This window comes from Sphingomonas sp. BK580 (assembly GCF_014194975.1).
Lineage (GTDB): Bacteria > Pseudomonadota > Alphaproteobacteria > Sphingomonadales > Sphingomonadaceae > Sphingomonas.
Genome location: NZ_JACIAY010000007.1, coordinates 116,067 through 138,585, shown reverse-complemented (window position 1 = coordinate 138,585; position 22,519 = coordinate 116,067). Strand labels below are relative to the sequence as shown.

Here is a 22,519-nt window from a genome sequence, read left to right as displayed (position 1 = left end):
GATGTCCGGCTCGCCGCTCACCATCTTCCAGGTCGCCGGCCGCGCGATGTCGGCGCAGCTGACGCGGATGAACACCACCGCCTCCAACCTCGCCAACGCCGGCGGCGTCGCGGGCTCGGAGGAGGCCGCCTACAAGACGATGAAGCCGGTGTTCCGCACCAGCTTCGACGCGGCCAGCGGGCTCTCCACCACCGACGTGCAGCAGATCGTCACCGCGGGCGAGGCGCCGACCAAGCGCTACGACCCCGGCAGCCCGATGGCGAACAAGGACGGCTACGTCTTCGACGCCGCGGTCGATGAATCGCGCGAGCTGGTCGACATGATGGAGACCGCGCGCACCTACCAGAACAACGTCGAGGTCATGCAGACCGCCAAGACGCTGATCCTCGATACCCTCAAGATGGGCCGCTGATCATGACCAGCATCACCGCCAACACCTCCGCCATCGACAAGGCCACGCAGGATGCGATCTTCGCCTCCGCCGGCGTGGCGCGCTCGAACACCACCACCGCCGCCGGTGTCAGCGCCACCACCGGCAAGTCGACGCTGGGGCAGAAGGACTTCATCGCGCTGATGACCGCGCAGCTGGCCTATCAGGACCCGTTCAACCCGGTCGACAACACCCAGATGGTCGCGCAGATGGCGCAGTTCTCGTCGGTCGCGGGCATCAGCGAGATGAACCAGACGCTGTCGGGCATCAGCACGCGGCTCAACTCCACCAGCGCGACCGACGCGATGGGTTTCGTCGGTCGCACCGTGCTGACCGCGGGCAAGACCGCCTACGAGCGCACCTCGGGCGGGATCGCCGGCGCGGTCGAGCTGGCCGGCGACGCGACCGACGTCGACGTCTCGATCGCCGACAAGGACGGCCGCGTCGTCAAGAACATCCAGCTCGGCGCGCAGGCGGCGGGCGAGGCCAGCTACAGCTGGGACGGCAAGGACGAGGCCGGCAACAAGATCGAGAACGGCCCGTACACCGTCACCGTCGAGGCGGCGAAGGGCTCGACCCTGGTCGACGCGACCTCACTGGTGTGGGCGCCGGTCGAGAGCGCCAGCCTGCCCGCCGGCGGCACGCCCGTCCTCAACGTCACCGGACTCGGCACGGTCGATCCCGCCGCGGTCCGCAAGGTCGCCTAACCCTTCTTCCTCTTCTTCCGCTTTCCCCAGGAGCACGCACCATGTCCTTCTTCACCTCGCTCTCCGGTCTCCAGGCCATGCAGACCGACATGTCGGTCATCAGCCACAACCTCGCCAACGTCTCCACCAACGGTTTTAAGAAGAGCCGCACAGCCTTCGCGGACGTGATCTCGTCGAACGTCTCGACCGACCCGCGCAAGATGGTCGGCTCGGGCGTGTCGGTGAAGGGCACGGTGCAGCAGTTCAGCGACGGCTCGTCGAACCAGACCAAGAGCGCGCTCGACATGCAGATCCTGGGCGAGGGCTTCTTCGTGGTGAAGTCGACCGGCCTGTCCGACCAGGTCAACTACACCCGCACCGGCGCCTTCACCGTGGACGAGAGCCGCAACGTGATCGACGCGCAGGGCAGCTACCTGATGGTCTACCCGGTCGACAACGACGGCAACGTCACGGCGACCGGCGACAAGTCGCTGACCAACCTGCAGATCCAGCCGACCAGCGGCACGCCGAAGATGACCAACAACGTCGCCACCAAGGTGCAGATCCCGTCGACCGCGACGGTGAAGGACCCGGCCGATTTCAAGCGCACCGACACCACGACGTACAACAACTCGGTCGCGACGCGCATCTACGACGCCAACGGCAACCCGATGACGATGACGAGCTACTACGTCCGCACCGCGGAGGGACAGCCCAACGCGACGCCGCCGAACACCGGCACGTGGCAGGTCTTCACGTACGTCGGCGACCAGATGCTGACGCCGAAGGGCGAGGCCCAGGCCGGTCCGATCACCCAGGTGTACGACACCAAGGGCGCGTTGACCGGCGCGCAGACGATCCAGTTCGAGGACTTCATCCCCGCCTCGGGCGCCGCGGCGCAGGGCATCACGCTCGACCTCACCGGTTCGACCCAGACCGCGGCGGCCTCGGCGGTGAGCGCGCGCACGCAGGACGGCGTCGCGGTCGGCCAGCTCGTCGGCATCACCGTCGACGACGCCGGCATCATCAAGGCGAGCTACTCCAACTCGGACATCGTACCGCTGGGCAAGGTGGCGATCGCCAAGTTCTCGGCGCCGACCGGTCTGCGCCAGGCGGGCAGCAACTATTGGCAGGCGACCGGCATCTCGGGGAAGGCGACGCTGGGCTTCGCCGCGGCGGAGGGCTTCGGCAGCCTGAAGTCGGGCCAGCTCGAGGGCTCGAACGTCGATATCACCGAAGAGCTTGTTAACCTTATTGCGGCACAGCGCAACTTCCAGGCGAACGCGAAGGCCCTGGATACGGCGACTCAGGTCTCGCAGTCGATCCTCAACATCCGCGCGTAAGCGCAGGGGCGGGGTTCTAGGAGAGGACGTAAGTGGACAAGCTGGTCTACACCGCGGCGACGGGCCTGCGCGCGCACATGCAGGCGCAGGCCGCGATCGCCAACAACATGGCGAACGCGTCGACCACCGGCTTCCGCGCCGACCGCGTCTCGTTCGACCGCATCATCCTCTCCGACGGTTCGTCGCAGCTGTCGGCGCGCGCGCCCACCTCGGAGGAGGTGCGCGACGCCGACCGCGCGCCGGGCGCGATGCAGCAGACCGGCCGCCCGCTCGACGTCGCGCTGGGCGACCGCGACACCTGGCTCACCGTCCAGGGCGCCGACGGCAGCGAGGCGTACAGCCGCCGCGGCGACTTCACCGTCTCCGAATCGGGCACGCTGCAGACCGGCGACGGCTTCCTGGTGATGGGGTCGAGCGGCCCGATCACGCTGCCGCCGTATGAGTCGGTGTCGATCGGCTTGGACGGCTCGGTCTCGATCGTGCCGCAGGGCGACAAGAGTGGACAGCCGCAGGTGATCGACCGGCTCAAGCTGGTCTCCTCCGCCGGGTCGGACACGGTGAAGGGGCTCGACAACCTGCTCCACGTGCGCGGCGGCGGCACGCTGCCCGAGAATCTCGACGGCAAGGTCACCGCGGGCGCGCTCGAGGGATCGAACGTCAACATGACCGAGGCGCTGGTCGACATGATCGAGAACCAGCGCAGCTACGAGCTCCAGGCCAACCTGCTCAAGGAGGCCAAATCCATGGACGAGTCGAGCGCATCGGTGATGCGCCTGCCGGGCTGAGGAAGGATTAGACCATGACCACGTCCGCCATGCACATCGCGCGTACCGGGCTCGACGCCCAGGACACGCGCATGCGAGTCATCTCGAACAACCTCGCCAACGTCAGCACCACCGGCTTCAAGCGCGACCGCGCCTCGTTCGAGACGCTGTCGTACCAGGTCGTCACCGCCGCGGGCGCGCAGTCGACCGCGGAGAGCAAGTACGCCACCGGGCTCAACCTCGGCACCGGCGTGCGCGTGCAGGGCACGTCGCGCACCGAGACGCAGGGCTCGATGAACCAGACCGGCAACAGCCTCGACCTCGCGCTCGACGGCGACGGCTATTTCCAAGTGCAGATGCCCGGCGGCCAGCTCGGCTACACGCGCGCGGGCAATTTCTCGCGCTCGCCCGAGGGGCTGCTGATCACCAGCCAGGGCTATCAGGTGATGCCCGGCATCACCGTGCCGGCCAACGCGACGCAGATCACGATCGGGCTCGACGGCACCGTCTCGGCCACCGTGCCGGGGCAGGATCAGGCGCAGAACCTCGGCCAGATCCAGGTCGCGAGCTTCCCCAACCCGGCGGGCCTCACCGCGACCGGCGACAATTTCCTCACCGAGAGCGCCGCCAGCGGCGCCGCCAACCTCGGTGTCGCGGGCGAGGACGGCCGCGGCCGCATCCGCCAGGGCACGCTGGAGGCGAGCAACGTCAACGTCGTGGAAGAGCTGGTCGACATGATCGAGACCCAGCGCGCCTATGAGGTCAATTCAAAGATGATCTCGGCCACCGACGACATGCTGAAATACGTTAACCAGAACATGTCATAGAATCGCACATGACTCGTCCCTCCACCCTCCGCCGCCGCGCACGCGTCGCTCTGGGCGCCGCACTGGGTGCGCTCGCCGCCGCCGCGCTGGTGCCCGCGCCCGCGCACGCCGGGCTGCTCGGCAAGGTGCTCAAGAAGAAGCCGGCGGAGGATTTCTCCGCGGTGCACGCGCCGGCCCAGCCGCCCGCGCCGCCCGCCGCCAACGGCGCGATCTTCCAGGTGGCGGACGGTTATGCCGCGCTCTACGAGGGCTGGCGCGCGCGCCGCGTCGGTGACCCGCTGACGATCGTGCTGGTGGAGCGCACCGCCGCCTCCAAGTCGTCCTCGTCCAAGCTCGCCTCGGACGGCAGCTTCTCGCTCACCCCGCCGTCGACCGGCCCGCTCGGCGGGATCGTCAGCGGCACCGACGTGGGCTCGAGCGGCAAGCGCGGTTTCAACGGCAGCGGCACCGCCGACCAGGCCAACTCGCTCTCGGGCGAGATGTCGGTCACCGTCGCCGAGGTCTACCCCAACGGCACGATGCTGGTGCGCGGGCAGAAGCGGGTGACGCTCAACCGCGGCGACGAGTTCGTCCAGATCAAGGGCATCGTCCGCACCGCCGACGTCGACCGCGACAATCGCGTGCCCTCCACCCGAGTCGCCGACGCGCAGATCGCCTATACCGGCAAGGGCGACGTCGCGCGGTCCAGCCGGCAGGGCTGGCTGTCCCGCTTCTTCCAGGTCGTGAGCCCGTTCTGATGATCCGCCAGCTGCTCCTCGCGCTCGCCGCGCTCGCCGCCGCCGTCGCCGGCCCCGCCCACGCCGACCGGATCAAGGATCTGGGCGGCTTCCAGGGCATCCGCGCCAACCAGCTGACCGGCTACGGCGTCGTGGTCGGCCTGCCCGGCACCGGCGACGACAATCTCGAATATACCGTCCAGTCGGTGAAGGCGGTGGCGTCGCGCTTCGGGCTCCAGCTGCCCGCGGGCGTCAACCCAGGGCTCAAGAACGCCGCGGTGGTGATGATCACCGCCGAGCTGCCCGCCTTCGCCAAGCCCGGCCAGCGCATCGACATCACCGTCGCCTCGATGGGCAAGGCCAAGTCCCTGCGCGGCGGCAGCCTGGTGCTGACCCCGCTGCTGGGCGCCGACGGCCAGGTCTACGCCATGGCGCAGGGCAATCTCGCGGTCGGCGGGCTCGGCGCCGAGGGCGCGGACGGCTCCAAGATCGTCGTCAACATCCCCTCGACCGGCCGCATCCCCGAGGGCGCGACGGTGGAGCGCGCGGTCGCGACCGGCTTCGCCGACACGCCCTTCGTCACCTACAACCTCCAGCGCGCCGACTTCACCACCGCGCAGAACGTCGCCGCCTCGATCAACCGCAAGTTCGGTGCCGGCACCGCGCAGGCGATCGACGCGGTGTCGGTCGCGGTGCGCGCGCCGACCGGCGCGGACGTGCGCGCCACGCTGATGAGCGAGATCGAGAACCTCGACGTCGCCTCGGCCGAGCCGCCCGCCAAGGTGATCGTCAACGCGCGCACCGGCACGGTGGTGATCAACTCGGCGGTGCGGGTCGGCGCCGCGGCGGTGACGCACGGCAAGCTCACCGTCCGCATCGACGAGAGCCAGCGCGTCAGCCAGCCCGCGCCGCTCAGCCAGGGCCAGACCGCGCTGGAGAACCGCTCCAACGTGCAGGTCTCGGAGGAGAAGAAGCCGATGTTCCTGCTCAACCCGGGCCCCAAGCTGGCCGACGTGGTGAAGGCGGTGAACGCGATCGGCGCGAGCCCGGCCGACCTGGTCGCGATCCTCGAGGCGCTCAAGGAGGCCGGCGCGCTCAAGGCCGAGCTGGTGGTGCTCTGATGGGCGACTCACCCGTCAACGGAGTCCCTGCGAGTGTTGGGGGCGTCGCGATCACCGGCAAGACCGGGCTCGACACCGGGCTCAGCCGCACCGCCACCAAGGCCAACCTCGACAAGGCCGCGCAGCAGTTCGAATCGGTCTTCACCGGCATGATGCTGAAGTCGATGCGCCAGGCCAAACTCGCCGACCCGCTGTTCGACAGCAAGGCGCTCACCACCTTCCGCGACATGTCGGACCAGAAGGTGGTGCAGGAGATGGCGACCCACAAACCGATCGGCATCGGCGCCGCGATGAGCAAGTTCCTGGCGCAATTTCAACCGGATCTTAACGGGAATCATGGCACGCCGGTGGAATGAGTGATCTGCTCTCCATCGGCGCTTCGGGCGTCCGCGCGTACCAGACCGCGCTGACGACGACGTCGGAGAACATCGCCAACGCCGGCAACGCGTCCTACGTGCGGCGCAGCGCGACGATCCGCGAGGTGCAGACCAGCAACGGCTGGAACTCGTCGCTCAACGGCATGGGCGCGGTGGTCGACGGGATCGCGCGCAACAGCAGCCCCTATCTCGAAGCATCGGTGCGCAGCGCCAGCTCGGACGCCAAGAAGACCGAGGCGAGCACCGTCTGGCTCGAGCGGATCGAGGGCGCCATGACCGGCGGCGCACTCTCCACCAATCTCACCGGCTTCTTCGCGGCGAGCACCGCGCTCCAGGCCGAGCCGACGTCGAGCGCGCTGCGCGCCGGCATGCTGGGCAGCGCCGCGACGTTGGCCGATTCGTTCAAGGTCACCGCCAAGGCGCTCGACGACGGCATGGCCGAGCTCGACACCAAGGCGCAGCAGACGGTGGGCGAGCTCAACCGGCTCAGCCAGGCGCTGCTCAAGGTCAACCAGGGCATCGTCAAGTCGCAGCCGGGCTCGGCCGCGGCGGCGGGGCTGGCCGACCAGCGCGACGACCTGCTCCAGCAGATGAGCGCGCTGACCGAGGTCAACGTCCAGGTCGACGATTTCGGCCGCGCCACCGTGCGTGCCGGCGCCAGCAACGGCCCGGTGCTGGTCGACCCGAAGGAAGCGAGCGAGATGAGCTACGCGCGCACCGGCGGCAACGCGGTGCTCAACGTGCTCAAGCCGAGCGGCGTCGCGGTCCAGGCCAATCCCGAGGGCGGCGCGCTGGCGGGCATGATCGAGGGCGCGCAGCGGATCGCCGCCACGCGCGACCAGCTCGGCGCGATCGCCACCGATCTCACCACCAGCGTCAACGACCTGCAGAAGCAGGGGCAGGATCTCACCGGCACGCAGGGCAAGCCCTTCTTCGCCAACACCAGCGACCCCGCCGACTTCTCGGTCGCGCTGACCGACGGCAGCCAGATCGCCGCGGCCAAGACCGGCGGCGGCGTGCGCGACTCGTCCAACCTCGCCGCGCTCGCGTCGCTGCGCACCGGCAACCAGTTCGAGAGCAAGGTCCAGGCGCTCACCACCGACAATGCCGCCACGCTCAAGCAGCGCCGGCTGGTGGGCGACGCGCAGACCGCGATCTACGACGGCGCGGTGACCGCGCGGTCCGAGGCCTCGGGGGTGAACCTCGACTCGGAGGCGGTCGACCTCGTCCGCTTCCAGCAGGCCTATCAGGCGTCCAGCCGCGTGATCCAGGTCGCGCGCGAGACCTTCCAGTCGATCCTCGAGATCAGGTAAGCCGTCATGCAGATCTCCAGCAACCTCCTCTACGATCGCTCCGCCGCCCGGATGGGCGCGCTGATGACGACCGCGACCAAGCTGCAGACCCAGATCGCCACCGGCAAGAAGATCAGCTCGCCGTCCGAGAATGTCGCGGTGGCGCAGCAGCTCGCCGAGTTCGACCGCAAGGACGCCGACGCCGCCGCGTTCAAGACCAACCTCGATCTCGCCGGCTCGCTGCTCAAGCAGGCCGACGGCACGATGGGCTCGATCACCGAGCAGATGCAGCGCGCCACCGAGCTGGTGAACAACGCCGCCACCGACACGCTCGGCGCCGGCGACCGCAAGGTGATCGGCGACCAGCTCCAGTCGGTGATCGCCACCTTGGTGTCGCTCGGCAACACCAACGACCTGCGCGGCCAGCCGCTGTTCGGCAGCGCGGCGGGCACCCCCGCGGTGATCGACAACAAGGACGGCACGTTCACCTACAACACCGCGCCGAGCCTGTCGGAGGTGCCGATCGGCGAGAACGGCCTGTCGATCCAGCCGACCGAGACCGCGGCGCGCATCTTCACCTCGAGCAAGGGCGACACGCTGGCGATGCTGTCGGCACTCGCCACCGCGTTGCAGGCGGGCGAGCCGACCGGCGAGAAAGCGCGCGCCGCGATCGACTCGCTCAAGACCGCGAGCGACCAGGTCTCGACCGTGCAGGCCTCGGTCGGCGCGCGCGCGGCGCGGGTCGACCTGCAGCAGAACCTGCTGACCAACGCCGGCGTCGACCGGGCCGAGTTGCGCTCCACGCTGGAGGACACCGACGTCACCCAGGCGTACACCGAGCTGTCCAAGACGATGACGATCCTCTCGGCCACCCAGGCGAGCTTCTCCAAACTGTCGCAGCTGTCGCTGTTCACCTACCTGCGCTGACGTCGCGCCCTCCCGCGGATCCTCTCCCGCGAGGGAGGTGTGGGGCTTCGGCTTGTCCCGGCGCGCGACGCGCGCGGCGGGACACCGCGGCGCGGGAGTGTCCCTGACCTGACGCTCGGTGACGCCCCTCGTCAGCCCAAGAAGCTGCATCCTCCCCACCCGGGGGGACCGACGAACCTCTTCCTGCAGATCGGACGACCCGTGCCGAGCCGGCACACGTGCGAGCGCCGAGGAACCGGCGTCGCCGCGCCGCATTGATGCAGCGCAACGGCGAGGGTCTTTCCACATGGGTGCCACCACCATCGGCGCGCTGGTCGGCGGCGCGATCGACGCGATGTCCGGCGACGACAGCGCGGCGGACGGGGCGCTCTACGGCGCGATCACCGCGAATGTCCTCAAGTTCGTCCTGCCCGTCGCGATCACCTACGCGGTCGGCTGGGGCGTGCTGAAGGGGCTGGAGACGCTCGGCGACACGATCTCGGAGAGGGTGAAAGCATGATCAGGACCATCATCGGCGCGCTGCTCGGGCGCGAGCTGGATCGGCGCGACGGCCGCGGCGGCGTCGGCGGCGCGGTCGTCGGCGCGCTGGCGACGCGCGCGGTCACCCGGATGGGGCCGCTCGGCATGGCGCTGGGTGGCGCCTACGTGGCGAAGAAGGCCTATGACCGCCATCGCGCAGGCCGTGCAGGGGTGCCGCCGCGCGGATGAGGAGCGGCTGCTCCCTCTTCGAGGGAGCGGCCTCCGGCCACGGCCTTCGAGAGAGATGATCGTCCTCTCCTGATCGCGTCCTCCTGACACGAGCTCGGGGGGACGCCGGACTGGCGACGACCGCTCGTCCTCCGCTCGAGCGGTCGCGTTCTCCGGCGCCACCGGTGCGTCCCCGCCGTCGACCGCGCGGCATCAACAGGGGGCTTCCGCTAGGCTTGAAATATAATTACAAGCCGCGGCGAAGCGCCCCGGCAGGACCAGGGTGCCAGGAGAGTGGACCTTGGGCGACGCCCGCAACCTGAAGCCGCTGACGCTGCACGTGCCCGAGCCGCGCTTTCGCCCCGGCGACGCGGCCGATTTCGGCGACCTGGAGGTGCCCCCCGCCGGCGCCGCGCCGCGCCCCGACACCGCCGCGCACCCGCGCGACTTCACCGATCTGGCCTATACGATGGTGCGCGTGCTCGACGAGCAGCATCAGGCCGTCGGCCCGTGGAACCCGCGGCTCAGCCCCGACACGCTGCGCCGCATGCTGCGCCACATGGCGACGGTGCGCGCCTTCGACGAGCGCATGTTCCGCGCGCAGCGCCAGGGCAAGACCAGCTTCTACATGAAGTCGCTCGGCGAGGAGGCGGTGTCGGTGGCCGCGGCGCACGCGCTCGACGCCGAGGACATGTGCTTCCCCTCCTATCGCCAGCAGGGGCTGCTGATCGCGCGCGGCTGCCCGCTGGTCGACATGATGAACCAGATCTACTCGAACACTGGCGACAAGCTGCAGGGCAAGCAGCTGCCGATCATGTACTCGGAGAAGCGTTTCGGCTTCTTCTCGATCTCGGGCAATCTCACCACGCAATACCCGCAGGCGGTGGGCTGGGCGATGGCCTCGGCCTCCAAGGGCGACACGCGCATCGCCGCGACCTGGTGCGGCGAGGGCAGCACCGCGGAGGGTGACTTCCACTCCGCGCTGACCTTCGCCACCGTGTATCGCGCGCCGGTGATCTTCAACGTCGTCAACAACCAATGGGCGATCTCGAGCTTCTCGGGCTTCGCCGGGGCGGAGGCGACCACCTTCGCGGCGCGCGCGATCGGCTATGGCATCGCGGGGCTGAGGGTGGACGGCAACGACCCGCTCGCGGTCTATGCGGCGACGCTGTGGGCGGCGGAGCGCGCGCGCACCAACGTCGGGCCGACGCTGATCGAGCATTTCACCTATCGCGCCGAGGGCCACTCTACGTCGGACGACCCCTCGCAATATCGCTCCACCGGCGAGCCGACGGCCTGGCCGTTGGGCGACCCGATCCGCCGGCTCAAGGACCATCTCGTCGCGATCGGCGAGTGGGACGAGGCGCAGCAGGAAGCGATGGACCGCGCGGTCACCGAGGAGGTCCGCGCCGCGCAGAAGGCCGCGGAGGCCAACGGCATCCTCGGCCACGGCCTGGCGCAACCGCTCGACTCGCTGTTCGACGGCGTGTTCGAGGAGATGCCCTGGCACCTGCGCGAGCAGCGGCAGATGATGATCGACGAGGAAGCGGCGAGCGGCCGGCCGTGGGCGCGGAAGTGACGATGGCGCCTCACCGCGCCACGCCCATCGTCGTCATCCCCGCGGAGGCGGGGATCCAGACGCGGTGGTTCTCGCAAGTGTCGCGACGTCAGCGGTCATGGATTCCCGCCTGCGCGGGAATGACGGAGTGGGTTGGGTGAACGATACGCTAGAGACCGCCGTTGAGGCACCCACCACCCGGATGAACATGATCCAGGCGATCAACTCGGCGATGGACGAGATGATGGCGCGCGACCCCGACGTGATCGTGATGGGGGAGGACGTCGGCTATTTCGGCGGCGTCTTCCGTGCCACCGCGGGGCTGCAGGCGAAATACGGCAAGACCCGCGTGTTCGACACGCCGATCACCGAGATCGGCATCGTCGGCGTCGCGATCGGCATGGGCGCCTACGGCCTGCGCCCGGTGCCCGAGATCCAGTTCGCCGATTACATCTATCCCGCGCTCGACCAGCTCGTCTCCGAGGCGGCGCGGCTGCGCTATCGCTCGGCCGGCGACTTCACCGCGCCGATCACGGTGCGATCGCCCTATGGCGGCGGCATCTTCGGCGGCCAGACCCACTCGCAGTCACCCGAGGGCATCTTCACGCACGTCTCGGGGATCAAGACGGTGATCCCCTCGACTCCCTATGATGCCAAGGGCCTGCTGATCGCCGCGATCGAGGACAATGACCCGGTGCTCTTCCTCGAGCCCAAGCGGATCTACAACGGCCCGTTCAACGGCCATTGGGACCGCCCGGCGGAGAACTGGTCGAAGCATCCCGGCGGCGAGGTGCCGACTGGCTATTACACCGTCCCGCTCGGCCGGGCGAAGGTGGTGCGCGAGGGCGAGGCGGTGACGATGCTCGCCTATGGCACGATGGTGCACGTCTGCGCGCAGGTGGTGGCGGACACCGGCATCGACGCCGAGATCATCGACCTGCGCACGCTCGTCCCGCTCGACATCGAGGCGATCGAGCGCTCGGTGAAGAAGACCGGCCGCTGCATGGTGGTGCACGAGGCGACCCGCACCGGCGGCTTCGGCGCCGAGCTCGCCGCGCTGGTGCAGGAGCGCTGCTTCTACCATCTCGAGGCGCCGGTCGAGCGGGTCACCGGCTTCGACACGCCGTATCCGCACAGCCTGGAATGGGCCTATTTTCCCGGACCGGTGCGGATCGGCCAGGCGCTCAAGAAGATACTCAAGGACTAAACGCACATGGCGCGCTTCACCTTCAAGCTGCCCGACATCGGCGAGGGCATATCCGAGGCCGAGATCGTCGCCTGGCACGTCCAGGTCGGCGACCGCGTCGAGGAGGACCAGCAGCTCGCCGACATGATGACCGACAAGGCCACGGTCGAGATGGAGAGCCCGGTCGCGGGCGTGGTGGTCGAGCGCGCGGGCGAGGTCGGCGATCAGGTCTCGATCGGCGCGCCGCTGGTGGTGATCGAGACCGAGGGGGAGGGGGGCGGTGTCGCTGACGAGCCGCCTGCGGTGCAGGAGGACACGCTCGAGGCGGAGAATCCGGGAGTAGGTGAGACGCTCGAAGCGGAAGATTTGGGGCCGGAGGAGCGCGCCGGCGAAGCCGTTGGTGGAGCGGGGGCGCAGCGAACGCTCCCGGCCGCGACGTCCACCACAATCACCGCCCCGCCCGGGGACGCCCCCCTCCACCATCAGCCTGCCGCGGATGGTCTTCCTCCCCGTCCTGGGAAGGAGTTGAGTCGTCCCATCCTCGCTTCGCCCGCCGTCCGCGCCCGCGCGCGCGACCTCGGCGTCGACCTCGCGCAGGTCCGTGTCGCCGAGGGCGATCGCGTGCGCCACGCCGATCTCGACGCCTTCCTCCGCTACGGTGCCGGCGACGGCTATCACGCGCCCCACGCCAGCCGCGCGCGCGACGACGAGCAGGTCCGCGTCATCGGCGTGCGCCGGCGCATCGCCGAGAACATGGCCGCGGCGAAGCGCCACATCCCGCACTTCACCTATGTCGAGGAGATCGAGGTCACCGGGCTGGAGGCGCTGCGCGCGCAGCTCAACGCGCGACGCGGCGAGCGGCCCAAGCTGACCTTGCTCCCGCTGCTGATCGTGGCGCTGTGCCGCACCTTGCCCGACTTCCCGATGCTCAACGCGCGCTACGACGACGAGGCCGGCGTGGTGACGCGCCACGGCCGCGTCCATCTCGGCATGGCGGCGCAGACCGACGCCGGGCTGACCGTGCCGGTGATCCGCGACGCGCAGGACCGCAACGTCTGGCAGCTCGCCACCGAGATCGCGCGACTCGCCGCCGCGGCGCGCGCGGGCAAGCTGCGCCCCGACGAGCTCGGCAACGGCACGATCACGCTCACCTCGCTGGGCCCGCTCGGCGGCATCGCGACCACGCCGGTGATCAACCGCCCCGAGGTGGCGATCATCGGCCCGAACAAGATCGTCGAGCGCCCCGTCTTCGTCGCCCCCGAGGAAGCCGGGCGCGGCGACGCGATCCGTCGGGCCAAGCTGATGAACCTGTCGATCAGCTGCGATCACCGCGTGGTCGACGGGCATGACGCGGCCAGCTTCGTCCAGGCGCTGAAGGGGCTGATCGAGGCGCCGGCGCTGCTCTTCGTCGACTGAGCCGGCGGGGGCGGCTAGGGTCGGGGCCATGCACCTCGACCTGCTCCAGTCGCTCAGCCTGTGCGGCGACAGCGCCACGCCCAACGACGACCGCGCCGGCGCGAGCGCGCGTTGCGCCTGGGTGATCGACGGCGCCACCGACCTCGCCCCGCCGGGGCTGCTGGGCGACCGCGGCGGTGCGGCCTGGCTCGCCGCGACCGTCGACGCCGCGTTCGCGCTGGGTGAGGGCGCCGACCTGCGCGCCACCTGCGCGTCGGCGTATGAGACGGTGGCGGCGCGCTACACCGCCGAGCGGCAGCGCGAACCGGTCGGCGCGTGGGAGCTGCCGAGCGCCTCGTTCGCCGCGGTCCAGCTCGTCGGCGACACGCTCGAGGTGGCCTGGGCGGGCGACTGCGCGATCCTGCGCGCGCGCGCCGACGGTGCGGTCGACTGGCTCACCCCTGCGCCGGACCGCGCCGCGGAGAGCGCCGAGGCGGCGGCGCTGGGAGACGCGCTCGGTACGGTGCGAACGCCGGCGGTGACCGCGGACCGTCGTGCCGCGCGCGAGCGGCCGGGACGGCGCGTGCTCGGCGTCGACGCGGCGGCCGCGGCGGCGGCGACCGATCACGCCAGCGTCGCGGTCGCGCCCGGTGACGGGCTGCTGCTCATGAGCGACGGCTTCGCCGCGCTCGTCGACAGCTACGGCGCCTATGACGCGCCCGCACTGATGGACGCGGTACGCGCGCGCGGTCTCGCGGCACTGGCCGTGGAACTGCGCGCGATCGAGCGGGACGACGCCGCCTGCGGCCGTTTCCCACGCTTCAAGCGCAGCGACGATGCCACCGCGCTATGGGTGCGGGTGGGGCCTCATCCCCGTCTCTAGGGGACCGGTCGGCGGGGCGGCCCGTCCTATGGTCGTCGCCCCGGCCTTGAGCCGGGATCCACGATTCCGCGCGGGCAGCCGCGAGGCGTGCGGGGCGGGATGGATCCCGGGTCGAGCCGGGGACGACGTGGGCTGCGGTCGTCGAGGACTCGCCGCCTACACCCGGCGGCCGCTGAACAGCTGCACCAGCCCGACGATGATCGCCACCACGAGCAGGATGTGGATGAGCCCGCCGGCGACGTGGAGGCTGAAGCCCAGCAGCCAGAGCACCAGGAGAATGACGGCGATCGTCCAGAGCATCGAGGTAACCTCCTGAGTTATAAGACGAAAACACTCGCTACAGGGCTGCTGTTCCGCATGCTGGCAACATTTCGTTACAGCCGCGCGCGTGCGGCTCAGCGGCGCCCGGTGAACAGCTGCACGAGGCCCGCGATCAGCGCGATCACCAGCAGCAGGTGGATCAACCCGTCGGTCAGGTGAAAGCCGAACCCGAGCAGCCACAGGGCCACCAGGATGACGACGACTGTCCACAGCATCGCTCTCTCCGCACCCGCCCGCGCTCATTATAGCGCGGGTGGGCGCGGCCCGGGTCAGCGCGCGGCGGTGACTCGCCAGATCGCGTTGCCGACGTCGTCCGCCACGAGCAGCGCGCCGGCGCGATCGGTGATCACGCCGACGGGACGGCCATGCGCATCGCCGTCGGGGGTGACGAAGCCGGTCAGCACGTCGACCGGCTTGGCCGCCTTCACCGGCCAGCCGGCCGGGTCGAACGGCACGAACACGACCTTGTAGCCCGACAGCGGTTTGCGGTTCCACGAGCCGTGCTCGCCGACGAAGGCGCCCTGTGCGAACTGGCCGCCGAGCTTGGCGTCGCCCGCGAAGCTCAGCCCCAAGGCCGCCACGTGCGGCCCCAGCGCATAGTCGGGACGCTTCACATATTGCTGGAGCTCGGGGTTCTTCGGCTCGACCCGCGTGTCGGTATAGCCGCCCCAATAATACCAGGGCCAGCCGAACTGGTCGCCCAGCTCCACCGCGGTGAGATAGTCGGGGACGAGATCGGAGCCGAGCATGTCGCGCTCGTTCACCACGGTCCACAGCCGGTTGGTGCCGGGCACCAGCGCCATGCCATTGGGGTTGCGCAGCCCGGTGGCGAAGACGCGGAAGGTCTTCTCCTTGGGATAGACCTGGAGGATCGCGGCGCGGAACTTCTCGCGCGCGAGCCCCCCCTCGGCGACGTTCGAGGCCGAACCGACCGAGACGTACAAGGTGCGCCCGTCCTCGGCAGCGATGACGTTGCGCGCCCAGTGGTTGCCGCCGCCGGGCAGCTTGACCACCAGCTCGGGCTTGGCGGTGATGCTGGTCGCCCCCTCGGTATAGGGCACGCGCACCAGCGAGTCGGTGTTGGCGACGTAGAGCTGGCCGTCGAATAGCACCATGCCGGAGGGCGAGGTGAGCCCGGTCATGAACACGGTGCGGATCTCGGCGCGACCGTCCCCGTCGGCGTCGCGCAGCAGCGTGATGCGATTGGCCGAGGGGCCGCCCGCGCCGACCTTGCCGAGCAGGTGGCGCATCACCCAGCCCTGGATGCCGCCGCCCTCGCGCGGCGGCGAGTTGGTCTCGGCCACCAGCACGTCGCCGTTGGGCAGGCGGTAGAGCCAGCGCGGATGGTCGAGCCCGGTCGCGAAAGCGGCGACCCGCAGCCCCGCGGCGGGGGTGGGCGCCTCGCCCCCCTTCCAGCCGATCGGGTCGGCGGTCTTGACGGTGGGCAGCATCTGCTCGCGCGGCGGCGTGATCGTCGGCCGCGCACCGGTCACCGTGGCGAGGTCGAGCCGCGCGGCGTCGGGCCAGGCGAGATAGGCGAAGACGCCGATCGCGGCGAGGACGAGGAGGCCGAGCACGGCGAGGATGTGTCTGCGCATGTCGTCAGATGTAGGGCCAAGCCGCTCGCCGCGCCACCGTCGCGTGTCCCGGCCGGCGGGGGCCGTCGGTGCACCGCCTGGCGTCGCAGGCGGCGGGACGATGGGGCGTGATAGGGCTGGCGTCTCGGCGGTACCGCCACGTACGACGATCGATGCGGGGCGCAGATCGGCGCCTCGCGACGGGCCGCGGTATCGAGGCGGCGTCGCGCGCGACAGATGATCGTCGCGCTCGGTCCGCTCGGGACGACGCTGCGGCGTCGGCGCTTCGCCCCGCGTCCCGTCGCCGCGGCGTGAACCTGCCCGGCGTGACGACGCATCGACGGCCGTGTAAGCTCCGCGTCTGGCGGGGACGAGGAGCTCTATGCACGGTGGATCGGTCAGCGCCGTCACGCTCGCGCGCGATGCCGCGGCCGCGCTCGCGGCGCGCCCGACGCGCGCGCCCGACCACGCCACCGAGGCGGCGATCCTGTCGGCGCTGGCGCGCGACCTCGCCGATCATCCCGCCGAGCTGCTGCAGCGGCTCACCGACCTGATCGTCGCGCATCGCGTCGCCGGCTCTGCCGGAGTCAGCCTCCGCGAGCCGCAAAGTTTCCGCTGGGAGGCGCTGTCGGGTGCCTGGGCGGGCTATCGCGGTGGCGAGATGCCGCTCGACGCGAGCCCGTGCGGTGTCGCGATCGCGCGCGGGGCCACGCTGTTGTTCGAGCGACCCGAGGAACTGTTTCCAGGCCCCGTGCTCGACCCGCCGACGCGCGAGCTGCTGCTCGTGCCGTTCCACCACGAAGGGCGCGCCGCCGGCACCCTGTGGCTCGTCGCGCACGGAGGCGACCGCGCGTTCGATCAGGAGGACGCGCGCCTGCTCGGCAGTCTCGCCCGGTTCGCCGCGAGCGCGCTGGTGCTGCGCCGGCGCACCGCCGAGCTGGCGCGCGGGCGCGACCTGCTGCGCGCGACGATGGACGCCTCCACCGACATGATCCAGGTGTTCGAGGCGGTGCGCGACGAGCGCGGCGAGATCGTCGATTTCCGCTGGCTGCTCAACAATCACACCTCGGAGAGCCGCTACGGCGAGGTACGCGGCCAGAGCCTGCTCGAGCGCAACCCCGGCGTGGTGGAGGAGGGCATCTTCGCCACCTTCAAGCACGTCACCGAGACGGGCGAGCCGCGCCAGGACGAGCGCCACAATGTCCACGAGCAGTTCGACAGCTGGTTCCTGCAGACCGTGGTCAAGCTCGACGACGGCGTCGCGACCACCACCAAGGACATCGGCGCCTGGAAGAGCGCGCAGGAGGAGCTGCTCCGCCTGCGCGACGCCGCCGCGCAGGATCAGGTGCGCCGCAGCGAGGAGCGGCTGCGCCAGTTCGGCGACGCGTCGCACGACGTGCTCTGGATCCGCGACGCGACGACGCTGCGCTGGGAGTATCTCACCCCCGCGTTCGAGACCGTCTACGGGCTGAGCCGCGATCGCGCGATCGCGGGCGACGCGGTGCAGAGCTGGCTCGATCTCGTCCACCCCGAGGATCGCGCGCTGGCCGAGGCGGCGATGGCGCGGGTGCGCGGCGGCGAGCATGTCGGCTTCGACTATCGCATCCTCCGGCCGATCGATCGCGCGACTCGCTGGATCCGCGACACCGCCTTCCCGATCCGCGACGACACGGGCGCGGTGACGCTGATCGGCGGCATCGGCGAGGATATCACCGATGCGCGCGAGGCCGCGGAAGCCGTTCGCCGCAGCGAGGAGCGGTTGCGCAGCGCGGTGGAGGTCGGCCGGCTCGGTCTGTGGGACTGGGACGTGCGCTCGGGCAAGGTGCACTGGTCGGACGAGCATTTCCGCATGCAGGGCTATGCCATCGGCGAGGTGGTGCCGAGCTACGAGGCGTGGCGTGACCGGCTGCATCCCGAAGACCGCGACGGTGCGGAGGAAGCGCTGCGCAGCGCGCTGGTCGAGCGGACCGAATACAGCCGCGAGCTTCGCGTCCTGCTGCCGGACGGCACGGTGCGCTGGCACGACCTGCGCGGCCGCTTCTTCTACGACGCCGACGGCCCGACCCGAATGGTCGGCGCGATGGTCGACGTCACCGACCGGCGCGCGTGGGAGGAGCGGCAGGCGGTGCTGATCGCGGAGCTGCAGCACCGCACGCGCAACCTGATGGGCGTGGTACGCTCGATCGCGGACACGACGGCGCGGACCAGCACCGGCCTCGCCGACTTCCGCGCGCGCTTCACCGACCGGCTCGACGCGCTGGCGCGCGTGCAGGCGCTGCTGTCGCGGCTCAACGACGTCGACCGCGTCACCTTCGACGACCTGCTGCGCGCCGAGCTGGCCGCGATGGGCGGCATCGAGCGCGCCACGCTCGCAGGACCCACCGGCGTGCGGCTGCGCTCCTCGACGGTGCAGACGCTCGCCATGGCATTGCATGAGCTCGCCACCAACGCGGTGAAATACGGCGCGCTCGGCCAGCCGGGGGGGCGTCTGACGGTGACGTGGCGGCTCGAACCGGCGGCGCCCGGGGCGCGGCCGTGGCTCCACATCGACTGGCGCGAGCGGGGCGTGGCGATGCCGGCGGGCGGCGGCACGCGCGGGGGCGGGCAGGGGCGCGAGCTGATCGAGCAGGCGCTGCCGTATCAGCTCGGCGCGCGCGCGGCGCTGACGCTGGAGCCGGACGGCGCGCACTGCACCATCGCCGTCCCCGTCTCGGCGAGCGCGGGCCAGGGGTGAGGCGACGCGTGTCGCGGCTGGCATCGGCGCCGTTCCCGCGCTAACCGGGCGGCCGTGGCAACACCCCGCTTCCTTCTCCCCCCCGCGGGCAAGATCGCGCCCCGGCTCACCGCGCTGTTGGTGCCCGGCTTCGTCGCGCTGCTCGCCGCCGGCGGCGGCGCCGCCTGGGTGACGCGGCAGAACCAGGTCCATACCCGCGCGGTCGTCCATACCTACGAGGTGGAGAAAGCGATCCTCGAGCTGCGCCGGGTGATCGAGGAGGCCGAGGCGACGCGGCGCGGCGCGCTGCTCGCCCCCGCCGTGCCGGCGTATCGCGCGGGCTATCATCGCGCCGCTGCCGAGCTGCCGGGACGGCTGACCACGCTGGCGCGGCTCACCGCCGACAACCCGCGCCAGCGCGACACGATCGCCGGGCTGCGGCTCCAGCTCGGCGCGCTGTCGCAGCGCCGTGCCGAGACGATGGCGTTGGTGGAGCGGGGCGACCAGCCCGCCGCGTTCGCCGCCTTCCGCGCCGACACCGAGGCGAGCAGCATGCGCGCGGTGCGCTTCCTGATGGACCGGATGGCGCGCGAGGAGCGCCGCCTGCTCGCGATCCGCGACCGCGAGCTGCGGGTCACCGAGCGCGCCTTCTACGCCGTGCTGGTGCTCGCCGCGGTGCTGCTCGGCGCGCTGGCGGTGATCGCGCTGCTGACCGTACTGGCCTATACCCGCGATCTGGCGCGCTCGCGCGACGCCACCCAGGCGCTCGCCGACAGCCTGGAGGAGATGGTGGCCGAGCGGACGGAGGATCTCACCCGCGCCAACGAGGAGATCCAACGCTTCGCCTATATCGTCAGCCACGACCTGCGCTCGCCCTTGGTCAACGTGATGGGCTTCACCGCCGAGCTGGAGGCGGCGACCGGCCAGCTCGGCGCGCTGGTCGACTCGGTCGAGGCCGAGGCGCCGCAGCTGCTCAGCGAGGACGCGAAACTGTCCGCGCGCGAGGACCTGCCCGAGGCGATCGGCTTCATCCGCGCCTCGACGCAGAAGATGGACCGGCTGATCAACGCCATCCTCCAGCTCTCGCGGCAGGGCCGGCGCCAGCTCGCGCCCGAGCGGATCGACGTCGGCCAGCTGATCGGCCAGATCCGCGACACGCTCACGCACCGGCTCGCCGAGGCCGACGCCACGCTGGAGATCGACGGCCGTCTGCCCGAGGTGATCAGCGACCGCTTCTCGCTCGACCAGGTCTTCTCCAACCTGATCGAGAATGCCGTGAAATACCTCCGCCCCGGCGTACCCGGCCGGATCACGGTCAGCGGGCGGCGCGAGGCGCAGCGCCTGGTGTATGCCATCGCCGACAACGGCCGCGGCATCGACCCGCGCGACCACGCGCGCGTGTTCGACCTGTTCCGCCGCTCGGGCGCGCAGGACAAGCCGGGCGAGGGGATCGGGCTCGCCACGGTGCGCGCGCTGGTGTTCCGGCTCGGCGGCACGATCGGAGTCGAGTCCAACCTGGGACAGGGCGCGACCTTCACGCTATCGCTACCGTTGACACTTGAATCACAGGGTAAAAGCGAATGAACGCGCATCAGTCGGTCGGCATCGTCATGATCGAGGACGACGAGGGCCACGCGCGCCTCATCGAGAAGAACATCCGCCGTGCCGGCATCCTCAACGAGATCCGTCACTTCACCGACGGCACGAGCGCGCTCGACTATATCTTCAACGATCCGGTCGGCCCCGCGCTGAGCGGCCCGGCGCTGATCCTGCTCGATCTCAACCTGCCCGATATGAGCGGCACCGACATCCTGACGCGGATCAAGAACAGCGACGGTCCGGTGAAGCGCACCCCCGTGGTGGTGCTGACCACCACCGACGATTCGCGCGAGATCCAGCGCTGCTACGACCTGGGCGCCAACGTCTATATCACCAAGCCGGTCAACTATGAGAGCTTCGCCCAGGCGATCCGCCAGCTCGGGCTGTTCCTCTCGGTGATCCAGGTACCCGACCTCGACGGGACGAACTGAGCCCGCCGTGAGCGACCCCGCGGCGACCCGCATCCTCTACATCGACGACGACGCCGGCATCCGCCGGCTGGTCGCGCGCGCGCTCGAGCGGCGCGGCTATCACGTCACCACCGCGGACGGCGGCGAGGCGGGGGTGGCGGCCGCGGCGGCCGAGCCGTTCGACCTGGTCGCCGTCGACCATTACATGCCGGGGATCGACGGCCTGGAGACGCTCGAGCGGCTCCACGCGCTGCCAGCACCGCCCGCGGTGGTCTACGTCAGCGGCTCGGAGGAGACGCGGGTCGCGGTGGCCGCGCTGCGGGCGGGCGCCGCGGACTACGTGGTGAAGACGCCGGGGGACGACTTCTTCGACCTGCTCGACGCCACCTTCCGCCAGGTGCTCGCGCGCGCCGAGATCGAGGCTCTGAAGACCCGCGCCGAATCCGACCTGCGCGCCAGCAACGCGCGGCTGGAGGCGCTGCTGGCGGAAGTGAATCACCGCGTCGCCAACTCGCTCCAGCTCGTCTCCGCGATGGTGCGGATGCAGTCGAGCGCGCTGCAGGATCCGGGCGCGCGCGCCGCGCTCGAGGACACGCAGCGCCGCATCAGCGCGATCGCGCAGGTGCATCGCCGGCTCTATACGGGCGACGACGTCGAGCACGTCGAGATGCGCGACTATCTCGCGCAGCTGATCGAGGAACTCGGCGCGACCTGGTCGACCAGCGAGGCGCCGCGCCGACTGTCGCTCGCCGCCGAGCCGCTGCGGCTGCCGACCGACCGCGCGGTGTCGCTCGGCGTGATCGTCACCGAGCTCGTCAGCAACGCCTGCAAATACGCCTATCCGGGGGGCGACGGCGAGGTACGCATCGCGTTGGCGCGCGACGGCGAACTGCGCTTCCGCCTGGTGGTGGAGGATGACGGGATCGGCATCGGCGACGACGGGCCGAAGGGCACCGGCGTCGGCTCGCGTCTGATCCGGGCGATGGCGCAGAGCCTGGACGCGGCGCTCGACTATGACGCCGCGCACCCGGGCACACGCGCGGTGCTGGCGGCGGCGATCCGGTAACAACAATCCTACCTCGCCGGGGAGGATCGGCTGCCCCACCCGCCGCAATTGTCAAATGACTGCAACAACAGCCTGTTCTAGGAAGCCCCACGCGCCGCGCGCAGAGGTGGCGCCGTCAGGGAGATCACCGAATGTCGCGTCTCATCAACTTTGTCGCGGGTGTCGCCGCGATGCTCGCGCTGCCCGTCGCGGCGGTCGCCGCGCCCGCTGCCAACCCGGCGTCCTCGCTCTCGGTCGCGCACGCGGCGCGCGCCGCCAGTGGCAGCACCGATGCCAGCAGGATCGGCGCCGAGGTGCCGACCACCACGCTGATCAGCATCGGCATCCTCGCCGCGCTGACCGGCATCGTGCTGCTCGTCGCCGACAATGGCGACGACAATAACGACAACAGCGACAGCAACTGACCGGACCTCGGTCGGCGCGGCGCCCCCCCGGGTACCGCGCCGACCCGTCGGCGGCGCGCCTCAGCGCGCCAACTGCAGCACCAGCTCGGCCGCCACCGCGACCGTGCTCCAACTCGCCACGGTGAGCACCGCGAGTACCGAGTAGCGCCGACGCGTCGACATCATGCCGTCCATCATCCCCTCCGTCATGTTGTTCGCCTAGATTAGTCCTGCGCGGGCGCCGCTAAAAGCGAGTCG

The 22,519-nt window shown here is 70.6% G+C and carries 25 protein-coding genes; 21 read left to right on the top strand and 4 right to left on the bottom strand.

The window, feature by feature from the left end; genetic code table 11:
• Window position 1: 1 nt before the first annotated feature.
• The 16 genes from flgC to FHY05_RS13735 all read left to right on the top strand — a co-directional run bounded on the left by flgC (window position 2) and on the right by FHY05_RS13735 (window position 14,192).
• Window positions 2-412, top strand: coding sequence for a flagellar basal body rod protein FlgC (gene flgC / locus FHY05_RS13810; protein WP_132908352.1), 411 nt, complete (start codon window positions 2-4; stop codon window positions 410-412).
• A 2-nt stretch (window positions 413-414) separates the two neighbouring features.
• A complete protein-coding gene (locus tag FHY05_RS13805; protein WP_183945036.1) occupies window positions 415-1,137 on the top strand; it encodes a flagellar hook assembly protein FlgD in 723 nt (240 codons plus the stop codon).
• A gap of 41 nt (window positions 1,138-1,178) precedes the next feature.
• Window positions 1,179-2,459 (top strand): flagellar hook protein FlgE, encoded by a 1,281-nt coding sequence (locus tag FHY05_RS13800; protein ID WP_183945035.1) that lies wholly within the window; start codon window positions 1,179-1,181, stop codon window positions 2,457-2,459.
• Window positions 2,460-2,491: 32 nt separating this feature from the next.
• Window positions 2,492-3,244, top strand: a complete 753-nt coding sequence (locus FHY05_RS13795) for a flagellar basal body rod protein FlgF (protein WP_183945034.1) — start codon at window positions 2,492-2,494, stop codon at window positions 3,242-3,244.
• 14 nt (window positions 3,245-3,258) lie between these two features.
• Window positions 3,259-4,050, top strand: a complete 792-nt coding sequence (flgG, locus tag FHY05_RS13790) for a flagellar basal-body rod protein FlgG (protein WP_183945033.1) — start codon at window positions 3,259-3,261, stop codon at window positions 4,048-4,050.
• Window positions 4,051-4,058: 8 nt separating this feature from the next.
• Window positions 4,059-4,787, top strand: a complete 729-nt coding sequence (locus FHY05_RS13785) for a flagellar basal body L-ring protein FlgH (RefSeq protein ID WP_183945032.1) — start codon at window positions 4,059-4,061, stop codon at window positions 4,785-4,787.
• Entirely contained in the window at window positions 4,787-5,887 is a 1,101-nt protein-coding gene (locus FHY05_RS13780) for a flagellar basal body P-ring protein FlgI (RefSeq protein WP_183945031.1), read from the top strand. Before FHY05_RS13785 ends, FHY05_RS13780 begins: the two co-directional genes overlap by 1 nt.
• A complete protein-coding gene (locus FHY05_RS13775; protein ID WP_183945030.1) occupies window positions 5,887-6,243 on the top strand; it encodes a rod-binding protein in 357 nt (118 codons plus the stop codon). Before FHY05_RS13780 ends, FHY05_RS13775 begins: the two co-directional genes overlap by 1 nt.
• Window positions 6,240-7,577: a flagellar hook-associated protein FlgK gene (gene flgK / locus FHY05_RS13770; RefSeq protein ID WP_183945029.1), complete on the top strand. Its 1,338-nt coding sequence runs from the start codon at window positions 6,240-6,242 to the stop codon at window positions 7,575-7,577. Before FHY05_RS13775 ends, flgK begins: the two co-directional genes overlap by 4 nt.
• 6 nt (window positions 7,578-7,583) lie before the next feature.
• Window positions 7,584-8,483 carry a flagellin gene (locus tag FHY05_RS13765; protein ID WP_183945028.1) on the top strand — a complete coding sequence of 300 codons (900 nt, stop codon included), beginning with the start codon at window positions 7,584-7,586 and terminating at the stop codon, window positions 8,481-8,483.
• A gap of 286 nt (window positions 8,484-8,769) precedes the next feature.
• Window positions 8,770-8,982: a hypothetical protein gene (locus FHY05_RS13760; RefSeq protein WP_183945027.1), complete on the top strand. Its 213-nt coding sequence runs from the start codon at window positions 8,770-8,772 to the stop codon at window positions 8,980-8,982.
• Window positions 8,979-9,191: a hypothetical protein gene (locus tag FHY05_RS13755; protein ID WP_183945026.1), complete on the top strand. Its 213-nt coding sequence runs from the start codon at window positions 8,979-8,981 to the stop codon at window positions 9,189-9,191. Before FHY05_RS13760 ends, FHY05_RS13755 begins: the two co-directional genes overlap by 4 nt.
• Before the next feature lie 280 nt (window positions 9,192-9,471).
• Window positions 9,472-10,749 carry a 3-methyl-2-oxobutanoate dehydrogenase (2-methylpropanoyl-transferring) subunit alpha gene (locus tag FHY05_RS13750; RefSeq protein ID WP_260181559.1) on the top strand — a complete coding sequence of 426 codons (1,278 nt, stop codon included), beginning with the start codon at window positions 9,472-9,474 and terminating at the stop codon, window positions 10,747-10,749.
• Between the two features lie 181 nt (window positions 10,750-10,930).
• Window positions 10,931-11,935: an alpha-ketoacid dehydrogenase subunit beta gene (locus FHY05_RS13745; protein WP_183945135.1), complete on the top strand. Its 1,005-nt coding sequence runs from the start codon at window positions 10,931-10,933 to the stop codon at window positions 11,933-11,935.
• A 6-nt stretch (window positions 11,936-11,941) separates the two neighbouring features.
• A complete protein-coding gene (locus tag FHY05_RS13740) occupies window positions 11,942-13,330 on the top strand; it encodes a dihydrolipoamide acetyltransferase family protein (RefSeq protein ID WP_183945025.1) in 1,389 nt (462 codons plus the stop codon).
• Between the two features lie 28 nt (window positions 13,331-13,358).
• The gene (locus FHY05_RS13735; protein ID WP_183945024.1) at window positions 13,359-14,192 is read left to right on the top strand and encodes a protein phosphatase 2C domain-containing protein; all 834 of its coding nucleotides are present in this window, start codon (window positions 13,359-13,361) and stop codon (window positions 14,190-14,192) included.
• A 156-nt stretch (window positions 14,193-14,348) separates the two neighbouring features.
• Here FHY05_RS13735 and FHY05_RS13730 read toward each other — a convergent pair whose 3' ends face one another.
• From FHY05_RS13730 to FHY05_RS13720, 3 genes are all read right to left on the bottom strand, one after another.
• Window positions 14,349-14,492, bottom strand: coding sequence for a lmo0937 family membrane protein (locus tag FHY05_RS13730; RefSeq protein ID WP_183921672.1), 144 nt, complete (start codon window positions 14,490-14,492; stop codon window positions 14,349-14,351).
• Between the two features lie 95 nt (window positions 14,493-14,587).
• Window positions 14,588-14,728, bottom strand: coding sequence for a lmo0937 family membrane protein (locus tag FHY05_RS13725; protein ID WP_183945023.1), 141 nt, complete (start codon window positions 14,726-14,728; stop codon window positions 14,588-14,590).
• Between the two features lie 54 nt (window positions 14,729-14,782).
• Window positions 14,783-16,111, bottom strand: coding sequence for a sorbosone dehydrogenase family protein (locus FHY05_RS13720; RefSeq protein ID WP_183945022.1), 1,329 nt, complete (start codon window positions 16,109-16,111; stop codon window positions 14,783-14,785).
• 361 nt (window positions 16,112-16,472) lie between these two features.
• Between FHY05_RS13720 and FHY05_RS13715 the strand changes: the two genes are divergently transcribed.
• The 5 genes from FHY05_RS13715 to FHY05_RS13695 all read left to right on the top strand — a co-directional run bounded on the left by FHY05_RS13715 (window position 16,473) and on the right by FHY05_RS13695 (window position 22,282).
• Window positions 16,473-18,824, top strand: a complete 2,352-nt coding sequence (locus FHY05_RS13715; RefSeq protein ID WP_183945021.1) for a PAS domain-containing protein — start codon at window positions 16,473-16,475, stop codon at window positions 18,822-18,824.
• A 54-nt stretch (window positions 18,825-18,878) separates the two neighbouring features.
• Window positions 18,879-20,387 carry an ATP-binding protein gene (locus tag FHY05_RS13710; protein ID WP_183945020.1) on the top strand — a complete coding sequence of 503 codons (1,509 nt, stop codon included), beginning with the start codon at window positions 18,879-18,881 and terminating at the stop codon, window positions 20,385-20,387.
• Complete coding sequence (locus FHY05_RS13705; protein WP_183945019.1) at window positions 20,384-20,833, top strand: response regulator; 450 nt, start codon at window positions 20,384-20,386, stop codon at window positions 20,831-20,833. The genes FHY05_RS13710 and FHY05_RS13705 overlap by 4 nt, the downstream gene beginning before the upstream one ends.
• Before the next feature lie 7 nt (window positions 20,834-20,840).
• Window positions 20,841-21,878: a sensor histidine kinase gene (locus tag FHY05_RS13700; RefSeq protein ID WP_183945018.1), complete on the top strand. Its 1,038-nt coding sequence runs from the start codon at window positions 20,841-20,843 to the stop codon at window positions 21,876-21,878.
• A 131-nt stretch (window positions 21,879-22,009) separates the two neighbouring features.
• Window positions 22,010-22,282 (top strand): hypothetical protein, encoded by a 273-nt coding sequence (locus FHY05_RS13695; RefSeq protein WP_183945017.1) that lies wholly within the window; start codon window positions 22,010-22,012, stop codon window positions 22,280-22,282.
• Window positions 22,283-22,342: 60 nt separating this feature from the next.
• On the opposite strand, the gene FHY05_RS22560 is transcribed toward FHY05_RS13695, so the two are convergent.
• Window positions 22,343-22,471, bottom strand: a complete 129-nt coding sequence (locus FHY05_RS22560) for a hypothetical protein (RefSeq protein ID WP_260181558.1) — start codon at window positions 22,469-22,471, stop codon at window positions 22,343-22,345.
• Window positions 22,472-22,519 lie beyond the last annotated feature (48 nt).

Excerpts from the sequence above, each read along its gene's own strand:
- FHY05_RS13705 (WP_183945019.1), top strand. The coding sequence starts at position 20,384 with ATGAACGCGCATCAGTCGGTCGGCATCGTCATGATCGAGGACGACGAG.
- FHY05_RS13755 (WP_183945026.1), top strand. The coding sequence starts at position 8,979 with ATGATCAGGACCATCATCGGCGCGCTGCTCGGGCGCGAGCTGGATCGG.
- FHY05_RS13765 (WP_183945028.1), top strand. The coding sequence starts at position 7,584 with ATGCAGATCTCCAGCAACCTCCTCTACGATCGCTCCGCCGCCCGGATG.
- FHY05_RS13785 (WP_183945032.1), top strand. The coding sequence starts at position 4,059 with ATGACTCGTCCCTCCACCCTCCGCCGCCGCGCACGCGTCGCTCTGGGC.
- FHY05_RS13720 (WP_183945022.1), bottom strand. The coding sequence starts at position 16,111 with ATGCGCAGACACATCCTCGCCGTGCTCGGCCTCCTCGTCCTCGCCGCG.
- FHY05_RS13760 (WP_183945027.1), top strand. The coding sequence starts at position 8,770 with ATGGGTGCCACCACCATCGGCGCGCTGGTCGGCGGCGCGATCGACGCG.
- FHY05_RS13740 (WP_183945025.1), top strand. The coding sequence starts at position 11,942 with ATGGCGCGCTTCACCTTCAAGCTGCCCGACATCGGCGAGGGCATATCC.
- FHY05_RS13780 (WP_183945031.1), top strand. The coding sequence starts at position 4,787 with ATGATCCGCCAGCTGCTCCTCGCGCTCGCCGCGCTCGCCGCCGCCGTC.
- FHY05_RS13725 (WP_183945023.1), bottom strand. The coding sequence starts at position 14,728 with ATGCTGTGGACAGTCGTCGTCATCCTGGTGGCCCTGTGGCTGCTCGGG.
- FHY05_RS13695 (WP_183945017.1), top strand. The coding sequence starts at position 22,010 with ATGTCGCGTCTCATCAACTTTGTCGCGGGTGTCGCCGCGATGCTCGCG.
- flgC (WP_132908352.1), top strand. The coding sequence starts at position 2 with ATGTCCGGCTCGCCGCTCACCATCTTCCAGGTCGCCGGCCGCGCGATG.
- FHY05_RS13735 (WP_183945024.1), top strand. The coding sequence starts at position 13,359 with ATGCACCTCGACCTGCTCCAGTCGCTCAGCCTGTGCGGCGACAGCGCC.
- FHY05_RS13715 (WP_183945021.1), top strand. The coding sequence starts at position 16,473 with ATGCACGGTGGATCGGTCAGCGCCGTCACGCTCGCGCGCGATGCCGCG.
- FHY05_RS13730 (WP_183921672.1), bottom strand. The coding sequence starts at position 14,492 with ATGCTCTGGACGATCGCCGTCATTCTCCTGGTGCTCTGGCTGCTGGGC.
- FHY05_RS22560 (WP_260181558.1), bottom strand. The coding sequence starts at position 22,471 with ATGACGGAGGGGATGATGGACGGCATGATGTCGACGCGTCGGCGCTAC.
- flgG (WP_183945033.1), top strand. The coding sequence starts at position 3,259 with ATGACCACGTCCGCCATGCACATCGCGCGTACCGGGCTCGACGCCCAG.
- FHY05_RS13805 (WP_183945036.1), top strand. The coding sequence starts at position 415 with ATGACCAGCATCACCGCCAACACCTCCGCCATCGACAAGGCCACGCAG.
- flgK (WP_183945029.1), top strand. The coding sequence starts at position 6,240 with ATGAGTGATCTGCTCTCCATCGGCGCTTCGGGCGTCCGCGCGTACCAG.
- FHY05_RS13775 (WP_183945030.1), top strand. The coding sequence starts at position 5,887 with ATGGGCGACTCACCCGTCAACGGAGTCCCTGCGAGTGTTGGGGGCGTC.
- FHY05_RS13745 (WP_183945135.1), top strand. The coding sequence starts at position 10,931 with ATGAACATGATCCAGGCGATCAACTCGGCGATGGACGAGATGATGGCG.
- FHY05_RS13800 (WP_183945035.1), top strand. The coding sequence starts at position 1,179 with ATGTCCTTCTTCACCTCGCTCTCCGGTCTCCAGGCCATGCAGACCGAC.